This is a genomic window from Variovorax jilinensis, assembly GCF_030316885.1.
GTDB classification, from domain to species: domain Bacteria; phylum Pseudomonadota; class Gammaproteobacteria; order Burkholderiales; family Burkholderiaceae_C; genus Variovorax; species Variovorax jilinensis.
Genome location: NZ_JASZYQ010000003.1, coordinates 554,313 through 568,218 on the forward strand (window position 1 = coordinate 554,313; position 13,906 = coordinate 568,218).

Here is a 13,906-nt window from a genome sequence, read left to right on the forward strand (position 1 = left end):
CGTAGGAAAGTCTAGGAACCCGGGGCCGCGCGCGCCGCTAAGAATTGCTTAAGCAATCCCTCACCGAACCTTAAATTCGATGCGCGCGCGGCCTCGGCGGCCTCAGGATGCCGGAACCTGCAGCCCGGTCAGCTTGCGCTCGAAGCGCAGCAGCCAGAGCCGCGTCGGCCGCTCGAGGTCGCTGCCGCGCACCAGCTGGGCGCCGGCCACGCCGGCCGGGCAGCCGCTCACGATCGCGCCAGCGGCATCGACCGTGCAGTCCTCGACGCTGCCGGCGACGCGCTGGCCGTTGGCGTCGAGCAGCGTGGTGGCCAGGCCGAAGTCGTTGTCGTTCACCAGCGCCAGCGTGTGGTCCTCGACCAGCGTCAGGCCTTCCGCCTTCTCGGCCATCCAGCCGATCGCGTTGAGGTCGAGCAGGTCGGTCTTCCTGAGCGTGACCACGCTCGACCAGTCTGCGCCGGCTGACGCGGCCTGCGTGATGCTGCTGATCTCGAGGTTGTGGTCCAGCGCGGCGATGTCGGTCGCGTTGGCGGGAATCTCGACCAGCACCAGCTTGTTGAAGACGCGGCCGTCGCTCTTGCGCGCGCCCTGCTCGATCACGATGAAGCGGCCGTTGCCGAGGCTCACGACGTCGCCGAGCTTGGCATTGCCGGTGCGGTCCTTGTCGTACTGGCTGCCGTCGATCGGATAGGCGTAGAGCTTCGAGCGCTCGGTCGTCGGATCGAACTCGAGCCAGCGCGTGAACTTCGCGAGATGGCGCACGTCGGTGTTGCTGCCACCGGGCGGCTTGGCCTTGATCGACTTGCCGGCGCTGTCGCGCGGATCGATCGGGCTCTGCAGGAAGCCGTGCAGCCGGCCGCTCGCCACGTCCAGCGTCAGGCCTTCCATGCCGCGGTTGGGCCGCCGCTGTGCCAGCACCAACGGCAGGTCGGCAGCGCCGCTGCCGGGGCTGTAGCGCTTTTGCACCACGCCGGTCGCGATGTCGATGCGCACGATGAAGGGACCGTATTCGTCGCTGCTCCAGAGCACGTTGCGCGCGCGGTCGAGCACCAGCGACTCGGGGTCGAGGCCGTTGGCATCGAAGCCGGCCTTGGCAGCGTCGTAGACGTAGGTGTCGTCGAGCGGGGTCTCGCCGGTGGCGCCCACGCCCGACTGCGGCGGCAGGCCCGTGAGCTTGCGGCTCGCGTCGAGGCGCAGCGGCGTGCTCGACTGCAGCACGGCACCGTTCCTGCCGATCGTGACCAGACCGAAGCTCGGCGCGAAGGACGGCGCCGGGAACACCTTGCTGATGCTCGTGCCGGTGCCGCCGGGCGTCGGCGCTGTCGGGCCGTCGCCGTTCGGTCCGCGGTCGGTGATGGCGTAGAACTCCAGTGCGCCATCGGCCGCCGTGCCCTTGAAGGCCAGGCCGGAACCGTAGGCCGGCAGGAAGCCGTTCGGGAACTGCGCGCGGATCTTCGCGTTGCTGCCTTCGTAAGGCACGTTGAACTTCGTGTCGGCCTGCATCTGGTGGCGCGAGACGCTCAGCGCGATGCTGCCCAGGGCATGGGTCTGAACGGCCGACTCGACCAGCGCGATGCCTGTCTGCGAAGTCAGCGTGTTCTCGAAATGCTCGCGTGCGAGGGACCGCCGCGCGGCATCCGAGACCCGCGTCGCGTAGGGGCCGGGCAGGCTCGCCATCAGCGCATTGAAGGCGGCGTCGAAGCTGGCGCCCGCGGCGCCGAAGTCGAGCGCATTGGCCTTCAGTGCGGCCTTCAGCGCATCGCCGATGCGGATGCCGTTGGACGGGTCGCCGTCCTCGTCGAAACCCTGCAATGCGACCAACCGGTTGACCACCGCGTCGGCCTTGAGGCTCTCGGGCGTGGCCTGCAGGTTCGCCAGGGACAAGGGGGTCAGCGTGCTGCCGCAGGCGGCGCTGCCGAGTGCCAGCGCACCGAGGCTGAAGGCCACGGTCTCGCCTTCCTTGCAGGCGAACTCGCCCTTGGCGTTGGTCACTGCCTTGGGCGAGCTGCCGGCCACGTAGTCCAGGCCCTCGACCGCCGCATCCAGGAAGACGCCCGAGACGCTCTTGGCAGCCACCGTGTCACCGGCTCCCGACGTGCCGCCAGCGCCCGCGCCCGCGCCTGCGCCTGCGCCGACACCGCTGCCACCGCTTGCGGCGGGCAGCGTGAAGCTACCCCCGCTTCCCCCGCCCCCGCATGCGGCCACGACCAGGCTTGCGCCCACCGCCATGACCCAGCTCACCCTCGATCTTTTCTCGTTCATCGTCGTCCTGTTGTTCGCGACTCGCGCACCGCGCGCGAAATTACGGCGCATTAGGTCCAACTCGTGTGACAAGCTCGTGAAACCGGGCCGCCCTGCCCCGCCCCGCTGCCAGGATCGGGAAGGCGCACACCGCTTGAAGAGCGCCCGCACGCCGACTAATCTGAAGCGGTGGGCAGACCTCCGTCAGCCCGGGAGTTCCGCATGTACGAACGCATCCTCGTCGCCACCGACGGCTCGGAGCTGTCGGAACTGGCCGTGGCCGGCGCCATCGACCTGGCCCTGCTGACCCAGGCGGAACTGTTCGCCGTCAAGGTCTCGCACCACCAGAGCGCGGGCTATTTCGAAGGCTCGCTGCTGATCAACCAGCTCGACGCGGCGCGCCTGCGCGATCACGCCGACGCCGAGTCGCAGCGCGTGGTCGACAGCGTCAAGGACAGGGCCGATGCACGGGGGGTCAAGCGCACCACCGGCATCGTGATCCGCTCCGAAGGCGTGTCGGAAGCCATCATCGACGCTGCGCGGATCCACCACTGCGACCTGATCGTGATGGCCTCGCACGGCCGTCGCGGCATCAAGCGCCTGCTCATGGGCAGCGAGACGCTGCATGTGCTGACGCACTCGCACACGCCGGTGCTGGTGCTGCGCTGAGGCGGAGGACGGCGCGCGGCGGGCTCAGCGCGCCGGTGCCGCGTCGCGCTGGCGGTCTTCGCGCTTGACCGCCAGGTAGGTCGCGAGATCGATCTCGTGCAGCTGCCGCGGATAGCGCTCGATCGATTCGAACCAGCCCTGCAGCCGCTTGTCCTGCCGCTCGGCGGGCGGCACCGCAAGGCCGTCGAGGTAGGCGTCGAGCGCGAGGAAGTAGCGCATCGCGTTGCGCTCCACCAGGCCCCGCAGGCCACGGATGTACTCGGGCTCGCCGCCGGCCTGCTTGCCGACCTTGGTGAAGCCCACCTTGTCGCTGCCGAAGGTCGCGAGATAGGCCATGGTGGCGAGCCTGGCCATCATGTTGTGGTCGTAGGAATAGGCGAAATGCAGGAAGGTCCGGTTCGCGTCGAGCGGCACGCCCTCGACCATCACGCGGTAGTTGCCGGTGCCCATCGGCCCCGATGCGGCCTTCAGGTCGACCAGCAGATAGTCCGGCGAGGCCTGCGCCACCCGATGCACGAAGGAGAGTTCGAAGGCCTGCTCGATCGGCTTGTCGTAGCGCGGCACCACACTGAGCGTGAGCACGTCGCCCTCGGCACCGCGGGCCAGCCGGCAGCGCCGGTTGTTGACGTGCAGCAGCAGCATGTCGCACCACTGCGAGGGGCTCGCAAGGGCGCGCCGCACGTCGTCGATCGAGTGATCGACCACGGCATAGACGTCGCCCTGCAGGCCGCCGTCGGTCTCTGCCGAGTCGAGCACGATCGGCCGCTGCAGGGCGCTGTGGGCGAGGCCGCCTGCGAGCTTGCCGTGCAGCGCGTGCAGCGCCTGGGCGGACCCGGCCTCGAGCCCGGCTTGGGCCTGCAGCACGACACTGCAGAGCGCCAGGCAGAGCCAGCAGCGAAAGCGGGCGATACGGGCCTGCGACGGGGTGTGCATGCCGCACGATACCGCGACCGGCCCTTTGCTGGCCGCCGGGCACGGACGGCCCGGGCTCAGCGGCCCTTGCGGATCACCGGCTTGCCGCCGGCGGACTTCGGTCGCCCGGCCCCGGTGTCGCGCGGCGGCAGCCCGGTGTGCTGCGTCAGGATGCGGCCTTTCACGGGTGCGGCCGATGCGGCGGCCTTGGGCGCCACCGTGGTGGAGTTCTTGCGCCGCGCGCTCTGGTAGCTGCCGTCGGTCAGCGGCTGCCAGGTGGGGATCAGGTGGTGCTTGCCGTTGCCGATCAGGTCGGCCCGGCCCATGGACTTCAGGGCTTCGCGCAACAGCGGCCAGTTGTTCGCATCGTGGTAGCGCAGGAAGGCCTTGTGCAGACGGCGGCGCTTGTCGCCGCGCACGATGTCGACCGTCTCGCTCTCGCGCGTGATCTTGCGCAGCGGGTTGCGGTTGGTGTGGTACATCGTGGTCGCGGTGGCCATCGGCGACGGGTAGAAGGTCTGGACCTGGTCGGCCCGGAAGCCGTTCTTCTTGAGCCAGATCGCGAGGTTCATCATGTCCTCGTCGCTGGTGCCCGGATGCGCGGCAATGAAGTACGGGATCAGGTACTGCTTCTTGCCGGCCTCGGCCGAGAACTTCTCGAACATCTGCTTGAACTTGTCGTAGCTGCCGATGCCGGGCTTCATCATCTTCGTGAGCGGGCCCTGCTCGGTGTGCTCGGGCGCGATCTTGAGGTAGCCGCCGACATGGTGCTGCACCAGCTCCTTCACGTATTCGGGCGACTGCACCGCGAGGTCGTAGCGCAGGCCGGAGCCGATCAGGATCTTCTTGATGCCCTTGAGCGCGCGCGCCCGGCGGTAGATCTTGATCAGCGGATCGTGGCTGGTGTTGAGGTTCTGGCAGATGCCCGGGTAGACGCAGCTGGGCTTGCGGCAGGCGGCCTCGATCTCCGGCGTCTTGCAGCCGATGCGGTACATGTTGGCGGTCGGTCCGCCGAGATCGGAGATGGTGCCCGTGAAGCCCTTGACGCTGTCGCGGATCGCCTCGACCTCCTTGATGATCGATTCCTCGGAGCGGCTCTGGATGATGCGGCCCTCGTGCTCGGTGATCGAGCAGAAGGTGCAGCCGCCGAAGCAGCCGCGCATGATGTTCACGCTGAAGCGGATCATCTCCCAGGCCGGGATCTTGGTGGCGCCGTCGTGGCTGCCCTGCGCATCGGCGTAGCTGGGATGCGGGCTGCGCGCATACGGCAGGTCGAACACGTGGTCCATCTCGGCCGTGGTCAGCGGGATCGGCGGCGGATTGATCCAGACATCGCGCGCGGTCGCGCCTTCGCCATGCGCCTGCACCAGCGCACGCGCATTGCCGGGGTTGGTCTCGAGGTGCAGCACGCGGTTGGCGTGGGCATAGAGCACCGGGTCGGCGCGCACCTGCTCGTACGAAGGCAGCCGGATCACCGAACGGTCGCGCGGCGGCACCTTGATGCGCTCGCGCGGCTGCAGCGCCGGATTGGGCACGAAGCGCAGGGGCTTGATCGCCGGGTTGACCGCCCCGCCCGCGGATTCGGCGGCGCGGGCCACGGCCTCGGCCTCGTCTTCCTTGGCGCAGGTGGCGCCATTGGCCTTGGCCTGCTCGGACACCACGAGGTAGGGATTGACGTGAGCCTCGACCCGGCCCGGCTCGTCGACGCTGGTCGAATCGATCTCGAACCAGCCTTGGGCGGACTCGTCGCCGGTGCGCCGCACGAACGCGGTGCCGCGCACGTCGGTGATCTGAGCGACCGGCTCGCGCGCGGCCAGGCGGTGCGCGATCTCGACGATGGCGCGCTCGGCGTTGCCGTACAGGAGCAGGTCGCACTTGGCGTCGACCACGATCGATCGGCGGACCTTGTCCTGCCAGTAGTCGTAGTGGGCGATGCGGCGCAGCGAGCCTTCGATGCCGCCGAGCACGATCGGCACGTCGCTCCAGGCCTCGCGGCAGCGCTGCGAATAGACGATGGCCGCGCGGTCGGGGCGGTGGCCGCCGACGTCGCCGGGCGTGTAGGCATCGTCGCTGCGTACCTTGCGATCGGCCGTGTAGCGGTTGATCATCGAATCCATGTTGCCGGCCGTGACGCCGAAGAACAGGTTCGGGCGGCCCAGCGCCTTGAAGGGATCGGCACTCTGCCAGTCGGGCTGCGCGATGATGCCGACACGAAATCCCTGGGCCTCCAGCATGCGGCCGATCACCGACATGCCGAAGCTCGGATGGTCGACATAGGCATCGCCCGTGACCACGATCACGTCGCAGCTGTCCCAGCCGAGCGCGTCCATCTCGGCACGGCTGGTCGGCAGGAACTTCGCCGTGCCGAAGCGTGCCGCCCAGTACTTGCGGTAGCTGGTCAGCGGCTTGGCGGCGCGCGCGAAAAAGGAGACGTCGACGGGGGCGTTCATCAGGGGCTGGTGGGCGGGCGTTGGGTCCCGCATGCACCTGCAGAAGTGCAGGCCCGCGGGCAGGGAGGCCCGTGTAGGGCAACCCTGTATTTTAGGGTTTTCCACAGGATTTGTCGCCCCTGCAGGGCATGGCAGCGGCGAAGCAAGGGCTTCGGAGGCCTCGTCAATTGCTTGCCTCGGGCAAGCATTTATTTGACAATGTCAATCATGTCAGCGCTCTCGACCCTCCCCGATGTCGCCGCCGTGAAGGCCATTCGCGGCTTCAATCGCTTCTACACGCGGCGCATCGGCGCGCTCGATCCCTACCTCGACAGCGACATGTCGCTGACCGACGTGCGGGTGCTCTATGAACTGGCCCATCGCCAACGCGCCATCGCGAGCGAGATCGGGCGCGACCTGCAGCTGGATGCCGGCTACCTGAGCCGCATCCTGCGCCGCTTCGAGGCAAAGGGCTGGCTGGTGCGCGAAACCGACGACCGCGACGCCCGCCAGAGTCTGCTGCGCCTGACCGACGCCGGCCATGCGGCCTTCGCCCCGCTGCAGCAGAAGTCGCGCGACGAGGCGGCCGCGCTGCTCGCGCCGCTCGCCGCGCCGCAGCGCCGCCAGCTGGTCGAGGCGATGGGCACCGTCCGTGCGCTGCTCGATCCCGAATCGCCCGCCGCGCAGGCCGGGCCTCGGACGCAGGCGGCCGTGCTGCGCGACCCGGCGCCCGGCGACATCGGCTGGGTGGTGCAGCAGCACGGCGAGATCTATGCGCGTGAATACGGCTGGAACAGCGACTTCGAGGCCCTGGTGGCCGACATCGCGGGGCAGTTCCTGCGCAAGTTCCAGCCTGACTGGGAGCGCTGCTGGATCGCCGAACTGAACGGAGAGCGCGTGGGCGCGGTGTTCGTGGTGCGCAAGTCCGCCACCACGGCCCAGCTGCGCATGCTGATCCTCGCGCCCGGCGCGCGCGGCCTGGGCCTGGGCAGCCGCCTGACCGACGAATGCCTGGCCTTTGCGCGCGCCAGGGGCTATCGCAAGATGGTGCTCTGGACCAACAGCTGCCTCACTGCCGCGCGCGGCATCTACGCGGCCCGCGGTTTCAGGCTGGTCAAGTCGGAGCCCTACGAGGGCTTCGGCCAGCAGCTGGTCGGCGAGACCTGGGAACTGAAGCTCTGACCGGGGACGGGCGGCGCCCTATTGCATGAACCAGCCGTGGCTCACCACCATCGACTGGCCGGTCAGCGCATTGGTCGGGAAGCCCGCGAACAGCAGCGCCACGCGAGCGACGTCATCGGTGGTCGTGAATTCGCCGTCCACGGTTTCCTTGAGCATCACGTTCTTGATCACCTGCTCCTCGGTGATGCCGAGCGTCTTTGCCTGCTCGGGGATCTGCTTCTCGACCAGCGGCGTGCGCACGAAGCCCGGGCAGATCACGTTGGCGCGCACGTTGTGCTTGGCGCCTTCCTTGGCAACCGTCTTGCACAGACCGATCAGTCCGTGCTTGGCCGTGACGTAGGGCGCCTTGAGCAGCGAGGCCTCCTTGGAGTGCACCGAACCCATGTAGATCACGCTGCCGCCGCGGCCCTGGGCGTACATGTGCTTGAGGCAGGCCTTGGTGGTGAGGAAGGCGCCGTCGAGGTGGATCGCGAGCATCTTCTTCCAGTCGGCGAAGCTGAACTCCTCCACCGGATGCACGATCTGGATGCCGGCGTTGCTGACCAGGATGTCGATGCCGCCGAAGGCCTTGGCGGCTTCCTCGACTGCGGCATCCACCTGTTCCTCGCTCGTGACGTCGACGCCGACGCCGATCGCCTGCGCACCCGTGGCCTTGAGCTCGGCTGCGGTGGCGTCCGCCGCCTGCTTGTTGAGGTCGGCGATCACGATCTTCGCGCCTTCCTGGGCGAAGAGGATGGCGATTTCCTTGCCGATACCGCTGGCCGAGCCGGTGATGAAAGCGACCTTGTCCTTGAGCTGCATGGTGTACTCCTTTGCGTGATGTGAATGGGGAATGCGTGCAATCTGCGTGCCGCGCCTTGAGGCAACCTGATCCGGCCCGTCAGGCGGTCGACGGAATGCGCGGCAGCTGCATCGGATGGCGCACGCGCCGGGCCTCGGGCTCGGTCAGGTCGAAGGTGGTGACGCCGTTGGCCGGCGTGCCGGCCTGCAGCCACTCGGGATGCTCGAGCGTGTTGCGGATGTCGCGCAGGCCGGCCTGCCAGTGCTCGTCGACCGAGGCGCGCGAGAACTCGTAGTCCTTCGATTCGAGCTCGTAGGGCTTGTTGCGGTAGATCAGGTGCACGATGTCGATCGGCTCGTGCGTGAGCTGAGCGCAGACCGCGGCCACGCTGGGATCACGTCGCAGCGCCGCGGGCAGCTTGCCGATCAGGTCGGCCACCGCCTGCTGCAGATTCAGGTTGGCGGCAAGCGCGTCGGTGTTCATGCGCGTGCGGCTCGAATAGGTGATGTCCTTCTGCCGCTCGAGCGTCTCGGCCAGCGTGCCCGGCATCGCGCCGCGGGCACTGAACAGGTCGACCTGCAGCACCAGCAGCGGCTCGCTGCGCGGGTGCTGGTCGAGCACGTACTGCAGAGGCGTGTTGGAGACGATGCCGCCGTCCCAGTAGTCCTCGCCGTCGATGTGCACCGGCGCGAAGCCCGGCGGCAGCGCACCGCTGGCCATGATGTGCTCGGGCCCGATCTTCTGGATCGTATTGTCGAAATAGACCGAGTTGCCGGTGCGCACGTTGACCGCCCCGACGCTGAAGCGCGTGTCGCAATGGTTGATGCGGTCGAAGTCGACCAGCCGCTCGAGCGTGGCCTTGAGCGGCGCGGTGTCGTAGTAGCTCAGCACCGGCGCCGCGCCGCCCATCAGCATGAGAGGGCTGCGGCGCGGCTCGAAGAAGCCGGGCACGCCCAGCAGCGCGGTGGCGGTGGCGCTCCACTGGTTCAGCGCCGCGCGGTCGCCCCACCACGAGGGCAGCCGCTGCGTCGGGCCAGAGGACACCAGCTGCCAGAACTCGTGCAGCCGGTCGACGCGTCGTTCGGGCGGATTGCCCGCGATCAGCGCCGCGTTGACCGCGCCGATCGAGACACCCGCCACCCAGTCGAGCTGCTTGTGCTTCTCGATGACGCCGGCGTACACCCCTGCCTGATAGGCTCCGAGCGCACCGCCGCCCTGCAGCACCAGGGCCTTGCGGGCGCGCGTGATGTCGATCTTCGGCCCTGGCTTTGCGGTCGTTGCGCTCCTGGCGCCACGCTTCGTAGATTTGCGGGCGGCGGCGGACGAAGAGGAGGCGGAAGTGGAAGCGGGCATGGCGTCATTTGACACCATCCGCCAGCGCCCTCATCGCTCGCCCGGAACGCGCGCGCTACATCCTGGGCAGCATCTGGCCGCGGATCTCGCCACCCGGATTGGCAGCGGTATGGATGTTCGCGTACCAGCGGCCGGACATCAGGTCGGCGGCCTGGGCGTGCGTGAGCATGGCCTGTCCCTCGATCGGACTCGCGGTGGAGGTGAACGGCAGCACCACCGCCGCATTCGCACCCGAGGACGCGGGGCCATGGAAGTGCGCCGCCGTGGCCGGTCCGCTCAGGCCCTCGTACGTGATCTTGTACTTGAGCACGTTGGTGTCCTTGTTGAGCGTGGCTTCGGCCATGCCGCTGCCGCGCGTCATGTTGGGCGGCACCTCGCTCGAGGCGTTCATGGCGCCACTGAAGCTCGCGGTGTTCGACTTGGACATCATCCCGCAGCCCGCCAGCGCGGCGGCCGCGACGCCCACGGCCAGTCCCGTGCGCAGCATCTTTCCGTATCGGTCCATGGTTGATCTCCAGCTGTTGTTCGTAAGGGGCCAGCTTAGGCAGCCGCTGCCGCATGCGCTGTCGGTCATGGCCCCGACTTGCAACCAGGGGAATGGCATCATCGAAGCCCATGACCAAGCCCCTGCCCTCCGCCACCGACGTGGTCCGCTTCTGGCACCAGGCCGGCCCCGAACGCTGGTTCGCCAAGGACGACGCCTTCGACGCCGACTTCAGGTCGCGCTTCGAGACGCTGCACCACCATGCCGCCACCGGCGCGCTCGATGCCTGGGCCGCAGATGCCGAAGGCGCGCTGGCCCTGCTGGTGCTGCTCGACCAGTTGCCCCGCAACGCCTGGCGCGGCAGCGGCCACATGTTCGCCACCGACGGCAAGGCGCGCCGCATCGCGGAGGCCGCCATCGAAGCCGGCTTCGATCTTGCGGTCGAGCCCGCGCTCAGGCCCTTCTTCTACCTGCCGTTCATGCATTCGGAATCGCTGGCGGACCAGGAGCGTTCGGTGGTGCTCACCAGCGCGCTCGATGCCAACACCCGGCGCTTCGCGATCCTGCACCGCGACATCGTGGCGCGCTTCGGCCGCTTCCCGCATCGCAACGCATCACTGGGCCGCGACACCACGCCGGAAGAGCAGCAGTTCCTCGATCAGGGCGGGTTCGCGGGGTAGGCCCCGTCGTCGCGCGTCGGCGAGCGTCCGGGCGCCGGCCGCGGCACGCCCTTGAGCGAGCCGTAGGTGTGGGCGTATACCCAGGTGAACTCGACGCCCAGCAGGAAGATCTGGGCCGAGTAGTAGACCCACACCAGCACCACCACCAGCGAGCCGGCCGCGCCGTAGCCCGAGGCCACGCCGGTGGTGCCGATATAGAGCCCGATCAGGAACTTGCCGATCGTGAACAGCACCGCCGTCACGGTGGCGCCGACCCAGACGTCGCGCCACTGCACACTCACGCGCGGCATGACCTTGTAGATCATCGCGAAGCCCACGGTCACGATCACGAAGCCGAACACCGAGTTGACGTACTGGGCCAGCGTGGCCCAGCCACCGAACAGCGGCGCCCACCATTCGCCGAGCGCCGCGAGCGCGGCGTTCACGACCAGCGACACGATCAGCAGGAAGCCGATGCCCATGATCATGCTGAACGACAGCAGGCGCGTGCGCAGCAGCGAGAAGAGCCCGCCACCCTCGTTGCGAGCGGGGGCGCGCCAGATGCGGTCGAGCGCATCCTGCAGCTCGCCGAACACGGTGGTGGCGCCCACCACCAGCAGACCGAGGCCGACCACGGTGGCGACGATGCCCTGGGCCGGCTTGTTGAGCGCCTCGAGCATCGACTGCACGGCCCTGGCGCCGTCGGGCCCCATGAGGCCCGAGAGCTGCTCGAGGATCTCGCCGCGCGCCGCGTCCTCGCCGAACACCAGCCCCACCACCGAGATCACGATCAGGATCAGCGGTGCCACCGAGAACACCGTGTAGTAGGCCAGCGCCGCGCCCATGCTCGGGGCGTAGTCGGCCCGCCAGGAGGCGACGGACTGCTTGCAGAGGTCGAACAGCGCACGTGGATTCATGGTTCGCAGTGTCGCAGCAAGCGCCGTGCGGCAGCGTCGGACGATGTCCCAGGCCGCGCCGCCCGGACGGACATAATCGCCTCACCCATGCATCCGGCCAGTCCCCCCGCGTCCTCGGACCCCGCGTCCGACCGCCCGCGACCGAAGTCGCCGCGCGACCTCTTCGTGTCCTGCACCTGGCTCGCGCTGCAGGGCTTCGGCGGCGTGCTGGCGATCGTGCAGCGCGAGATGGTCGAGAAGAAGCGCTGGCTCACGGCGGACGAGTTCCTCGAGGACTGGGCGGTGGCACAGGTGCTGCCCGGCCCCAACGTGATCAATCTCGCGCTGATCATCGGCGACCGCCATTTCGGCCTGCGCGGCGCGCTCGCCGCGGTGGCCGGCATGCTGACGGTGCCGCTCTGCGTCATCCTCGCGCTCGCGGTGCTGCATGCGCAGTTCGCGAGCAACCCGCAGGTGGCCGGCGCGCTGCGCGGCATGGGCGCGGTGGCCGGCGGGCTCATCGCGGCGACCGGCATCAAGCTGGTGCCGCAGTTGCGCCGCCATCCGCTGGGCTTCGGCATCTGCCTCCTGTTCGTGGCGCTGGTCTTCGCGGCGATCGTGGTCGCGCGCATTCCGCTCGGCTGGGTGCTGCTGGTGGTCGGCGGCATCGCCTGCCTCCTGACCTGGCGAAGGATGGGCGCATGACCATCGTGATGCACTGGCAGGACTGGCTGTCGCTGTTCGCGCAGTTCCTGATGCTCTCGTTGCTGTCGATCAGCGGCGCCATCACGGCCGTGCCCGACATGCACCGCTACCTCGTGAGCCAGCATGGCTGGCTGACCGATGCCCAGTTCACGTCTTCGGTCGCGATCGCCCAGGCGGCCCCGGGCCCCAACGTGCTGTTCGTCGCGTTGATGGGCTGGAACGTCGGCCTCAACGCCGGCGGCGGCTTCGACGCCGGGCCGACGGCCTGGCTGCTGGGCCTGCTGGGCCTGTCGCTGATGCTGGTCGGCATCATGCTGCCGAGCAGCACCCTGGCCTTCTTCGCGACCCGCTGGGGCCACCGCAACCGCACGCGGCGCGAAGTGCGCGCCTTCAAGCAGGGCATGGCACCGATCGTCATCGGCCTGCTGGTCGCCACGGGCTGGATCCTGGCGGCCGGCAACCAGGCCGGCGAGGCGGCCCCCTGGCATCTCTGGCTGCTGACCGCCGCCGCCACGCTGATCGTCTGGCGCACGCGCATCCACCTGCTGTGGCTGCTGGGCGGCGGCGCGCTGCTCGGCGCCTTCGGTTTCGTCTGATCCTTCACACCAGGAGTACTTCCATGCAACTTCGACCCCTCGGCCGTTCCGGCCTGCAGGTCTCGCCGCTGGCCTTCGGCGGCAACGTCTTCGGCTGGACCGTGGACGAGGCGATGTCGTTCCGACTGCTCGATGCCTGGCTCGACGCCGGCTTCAATTTCGTCGATACCGCCGACGTCTATTCGCGCTGGGTGCCGGGCCATGCCGGCGGCGAATCCGAGACGCTCATCGGCAAGTGGCTGCGCCAGAGCGGCAAGCGCAACCGCGTGGTGCTCGCGACCAAGCTTGGCAAGCCGATGGCAGACGACAAGAAAGGCCTGTCGCCGGCCTACATCCGGGAGGCGGTCGATGCCTCGCTGCGGCGCCTGAAGACCGACCACATCGACCTCTACCAGTCGCACGACGACGATGCCGAGACGCCGCTGTCCGAAACGGCCGAGGCCTTCGCGGCGCTGATCAAGGCCGGCAAGGTGCGCGCCATCGGCGCCTCGAACTTCAGCGCACCGCGCCTGGCCGAGGCGCTCGATGTCGCCGAGCGGCTGGGCCTGCCGCGCTACGAGAGCCTGCAGCCGCTCTACAACCTCTACGACCGCGCCGTCTTCGAGGACGAGCTCGAAGCCTTGTGCCTCGAGCGCGGCGTCGGCGTGATCAATTTCTACGCGCTCGCGGCCGGCTTCCTGACCGGCAAGTACCGCAGCGAGGCCGACGTCGCGAAGAGCGCGCGCGGCGCCAGCACGACCAGGAAGTACCTCAACCCGCGCGGCCTGCGAATCCTCGACGCCCTCGATGCCGCCGCCAAGATTCACGGCGCAACGCCGGGCCAGGTGGCGATCGCCTGGCAGATCGCGCGGCCGGCCATCACTGCGCCGATCGCGAGTGCAACCTCGATGCAGCAGCTCGACGAGCTGGTGGCGGCCGTTGCGCTGAAGCTGTCGCCCGAGACGATCGCGGCGCTCGAGGCCGCCAGCGCCGAAGGCGACGCAACTTCATAGCCCCGCC

At 68.8% G+C, this 13,906-nt stretch carries 13 protein-coding genes; 6 read left to right on the forward strand and 7 right to left on the reverse strand.

Going from position 1 to position 13,906, the window contains the following annotated elements; genetic code table 11:
- Window positions 1-102: 102 nt before the first annotated feature.
- Window positions 103-2,262: an esterase-like activity of phytase family protein gene (locus QTH87_RS14185; protein ID WP_286609867.1), complete on the reverse strand. Its 2,160-nt coding sequence runs from the start codon at window positions 2,260-2,262 to the stop codon at window positions 103-105.
- Window positions 2,263-2,463: 201 nt separating this feature from the next.
- Between QTH87_RS14185 and QTH87_RS14190 the strand changes: the two genes are divergently transcribed.
- A complete protein-coding gene (locus tag QTH87_RS14190; RefSeq protein ID WP_286609868.1) occupies window positions 2,464-2,910 on the forward strand; it encodes a universal stress protein in 447 nt (148 codons plus the stop codon).
- Window positions 2,911-2,934: 24 nt separating this feature from the next.
- Here QTH87_RS14190 and QTH87_RS14195 read toward each other — a convergent pair whose 3' ends face one another.
- The gene (locus tag QTH87_RS14195; RefSeq protein WP_286609869.1) at window positions 2,935-3,843 is read right to left on the reverse strand and encodes a hypothetical protein; all 909 of its coding nucleotides are present in this window, start codon (window positions 3,841-3,843) and stop codon (window positions 2,935-2,937) included.
- Between the two features lie 56 nt (window positions 3,844-3,899).
- Window positions 3,900-6,272 (reverse strand): YgiQ family radical SAM protein, encoded by a 2,373-nt coding sequence (locus tag QTH87_RS14200; protein WP_286609870.1) that lies wholly within the window; start codon window positions 6,270-6,272, stop codon window positions 3,900-3,902.
- Between the two features lie 198 nt (window positions 6,273-6,470).
- On the opposite strand from QTH87_RS14200, the gene QTH87_RS14205 reads away from it, so the two are divergent.
- Complete coding sequence (locus tag QTH87_RS14205) at window positions 6,471-7,433, forward strand: bifunctional helix-turn-helix transcriptional regulator/GNAT family N-acetyltransferase (RefSeq protein WP_444812787.1); 963 nt, start codon at window positions 6,471-6,473, stop codon at window positions 7,431-7,433.
- Between the two features lie 18 nt (window positions 7,434-7,451).
- On the opposite strand, the gene QTH87_RS14210 is transcribed toward QTH87_RS14205, so the two are convergent.
- From QTH87_RS14210 to QTH87_RS14220, 3 genes are all read right to left on the reverse strand, one after another.
- Window positions 7,452-8,234, reverse strand: coding sequence for a 3-hydroxybutyrate dehydrogenase (locus tag QTH87_RS14210; RefSeq protein ID WP_286609872.1), 783 nt, complete (start codon window positions 8,232-8,234; stop codon window positions 7,452-7,454).
- 79 nt (window positions 8,235-8,313) lie between these two features.
- Window positions 8,314-9,567 (reverse strand): DUF3734 domain-containing protein, encoded by a 1,254-nt coding sequence (locus tag QTH87_RS14215; protein WP_286609873.1) that lies wholly within the window; start codon window positions 9,565-9,567, stop codon window positions 8,314-8,316.
- A 55-nt stretch (window positions 9,568-9,622) separates the two neighbouring features.
- Window positions 9,623-10,072, reverse strand: coding sequence for a CHRD domain-containing protein (locus QTH87_RS14220; protein WP_286609874.1), 450 nt, complete (start codon window positions 10,070-10,072; stop codon window positions 9,623-9,625).
- A gap of 92 nt (window positions 10,073-10,164) precedes the next feature.
- On the opposite strand from QTH87_RS14220, the gene QTH87_RS14225 reads away from it, so the two are divergent.
- Entirely contained in the window at window positions 10,165-10,731 is a 567-nt protein-coding gene (locus QTH87_RS14225) for a DUF924 family protein (protein ID WP_444812788.1), read from the forward strand.
- On the opposite strand, the gene QTH87_RS14230 is transcribed toward QTH87_RS14225, so the two are convergent.
- Window positions 10,710-11,627 carry a YihY/virulence factor BrkB family protein gene (locus QTH87_RS14230; protein WP_286609876.1) on the reverse strand — a complete coding sequence of 306 codons (918 nt, stop codon included), beginning with the start codon at window positions 11,625-11,627 and terminating at the stop codon, window positions 10,710-10,712. The genes QTH87_RS14225 and QTH87_RS14230 overlap by 22 nt on opposite strands.
- 87 nt (window positions 11,628-11,714) lie before the next feature.
- On the opposite strand from QTH87_RS14230, the gene QTH87_RS14235 reads away from it, so the two are divergent.
- From QTH87_RS14235 to QTH87_RS14245, 3 genes are read left to right on the forward strand one after another with little or no spacing between them, the layout of a single operon-like run.
- Entirely contained in the window at window positions 11,715-12,311 is a 597-nt protein-coding gene (locus QTH87_RS14235) for a chromate transporter (RefSeq protein WP_286609878.1), read from the forward strand.
- Window positions 12,308-12,907: a chromate transporter gene (locus tag QTH87_RS14240; RefSeq protein WP_286609881.1), complete on the forward strand. Its 600-nt coding sequence runs from the start codon at window positions 12,308-12,310 to the stop codon at window positions 12,905-12,907. The genes QTH87_RS14235 and QTH87_RS14240 overlap by 4 nt, the downstream gene beginning before the upstream one ends.
- A gap of 23 nt (window positions 12,908-12,930) precedes the next feature.
- On the forward strand, window positions 12,931-13,899 hold the full coding sequence (locus QTH87_RS14245) for an aldo/keto reductase (protein WP_286609883.1): 969 nt from the start codon (window positions 12,931-12,933) through the stop codon (window positions 13,897-13,899).
- Window positions 13,900-13,906: the final 7 nt, after the last annotated feature.

Excerpts from the sequence above, each read along its gene's own strand:
- QTH87_RS14185 (WP_286609867.1), bottom strand. The coding sequence starts at position 2,262 with ATGAACGAGAAAAGATCGAGGGTGAGCTGGGTCATGGCGGTGGGCGCA.
- QTH87_RS14190 (WP_286609868.1), top strand. The coding sequence starts at position 2,464 with ATGTACGAACGCATCCTCGTCGCCACCGACGGCTCGGAGCTGTCGGAA.
- QTH87_RS14195 (WP_286609869.1), bottom strand. The coding sequence starts at position 3,843 with ATGCACACCCCGTCGCAGGCCCGTATCGCCCGCTTTCGCTGCTGGCTC.
- QTH87_RS14200 (WP_286609870.1), bottom strand. The coding sequence starts at position 6,272 with ATGAACGCCCCCGTCGACGTCTCCTTTTTCGCGCGCGCCGCCAAGCCG.
- QTH87_RS14205 (WP_444812787.1), top strand. The coding sequence starts at position 6,471 with ATGTCAATCATGTCAGCGCTCTCGACCCTCCCCGATGTCGCCGCCGTG.
- QTH87_RS14210 (WP_286609872.1), bottom strand. The coding sequence starts at position 8,234 with ATGCAGCTCAAGGACAAGGTCGCTTTCATCACCGGCTCGGCCAGCGGT.
- QTH87_RS14215 (WP_286609873.1), bottom strand. The coding sequence starts at position 9,567 with ATGCCCGCTTCCACTTCCGCCTCCTCTTCGTCCGCCGCCGCCCGCAAA.
- QTH87_RS14220 (WP_286609874.1), bottom strand. The coding sequence starts at position 10,072 with ATGGACCGATACGGAAAGATGCTGCGCACGGGACTGGCCGTGGGCGTC.
- QTH87_RS14225 (WP_444812788.1), top strand. The coding sequence starts at position 10,165 with ATGGCATCATCGAAGCCCATGACCAAGCCCCTGCCCTCCGCCACCGAC.
- QTH87_RS14230 (WP_286609876.1), bottom strand. The coding sequence starts at position 11,627 with ATGAATCCACGTGCGCTGTTCGACCTCTGCAAGCAGTCCGTCGCCTCC.
- QTH87_RS14235 (WP_286609878.1), top strand. The coding sequence starts at position 11,715 with ATGCATCCGGCCAGTCCCCCCGCGTCCTCGGACCCCGCGTCCGACCGC.
- QTH87_RS14240 (WP_286609881.1), top strand. The coding sequence starts at position 12,308 with ATGACCATCGTGATGCACTGGCAGGACTGGCTGTCGCTGTTCGCGCAG.
- QTH87_RS14245 (WP_286609883.1), top strand. The coding sequence starts at position 12,931 with ATGCAACTTCGACCCCTCGGCCGTTCCGGCCTGCAGGTCTCGCCGCTG.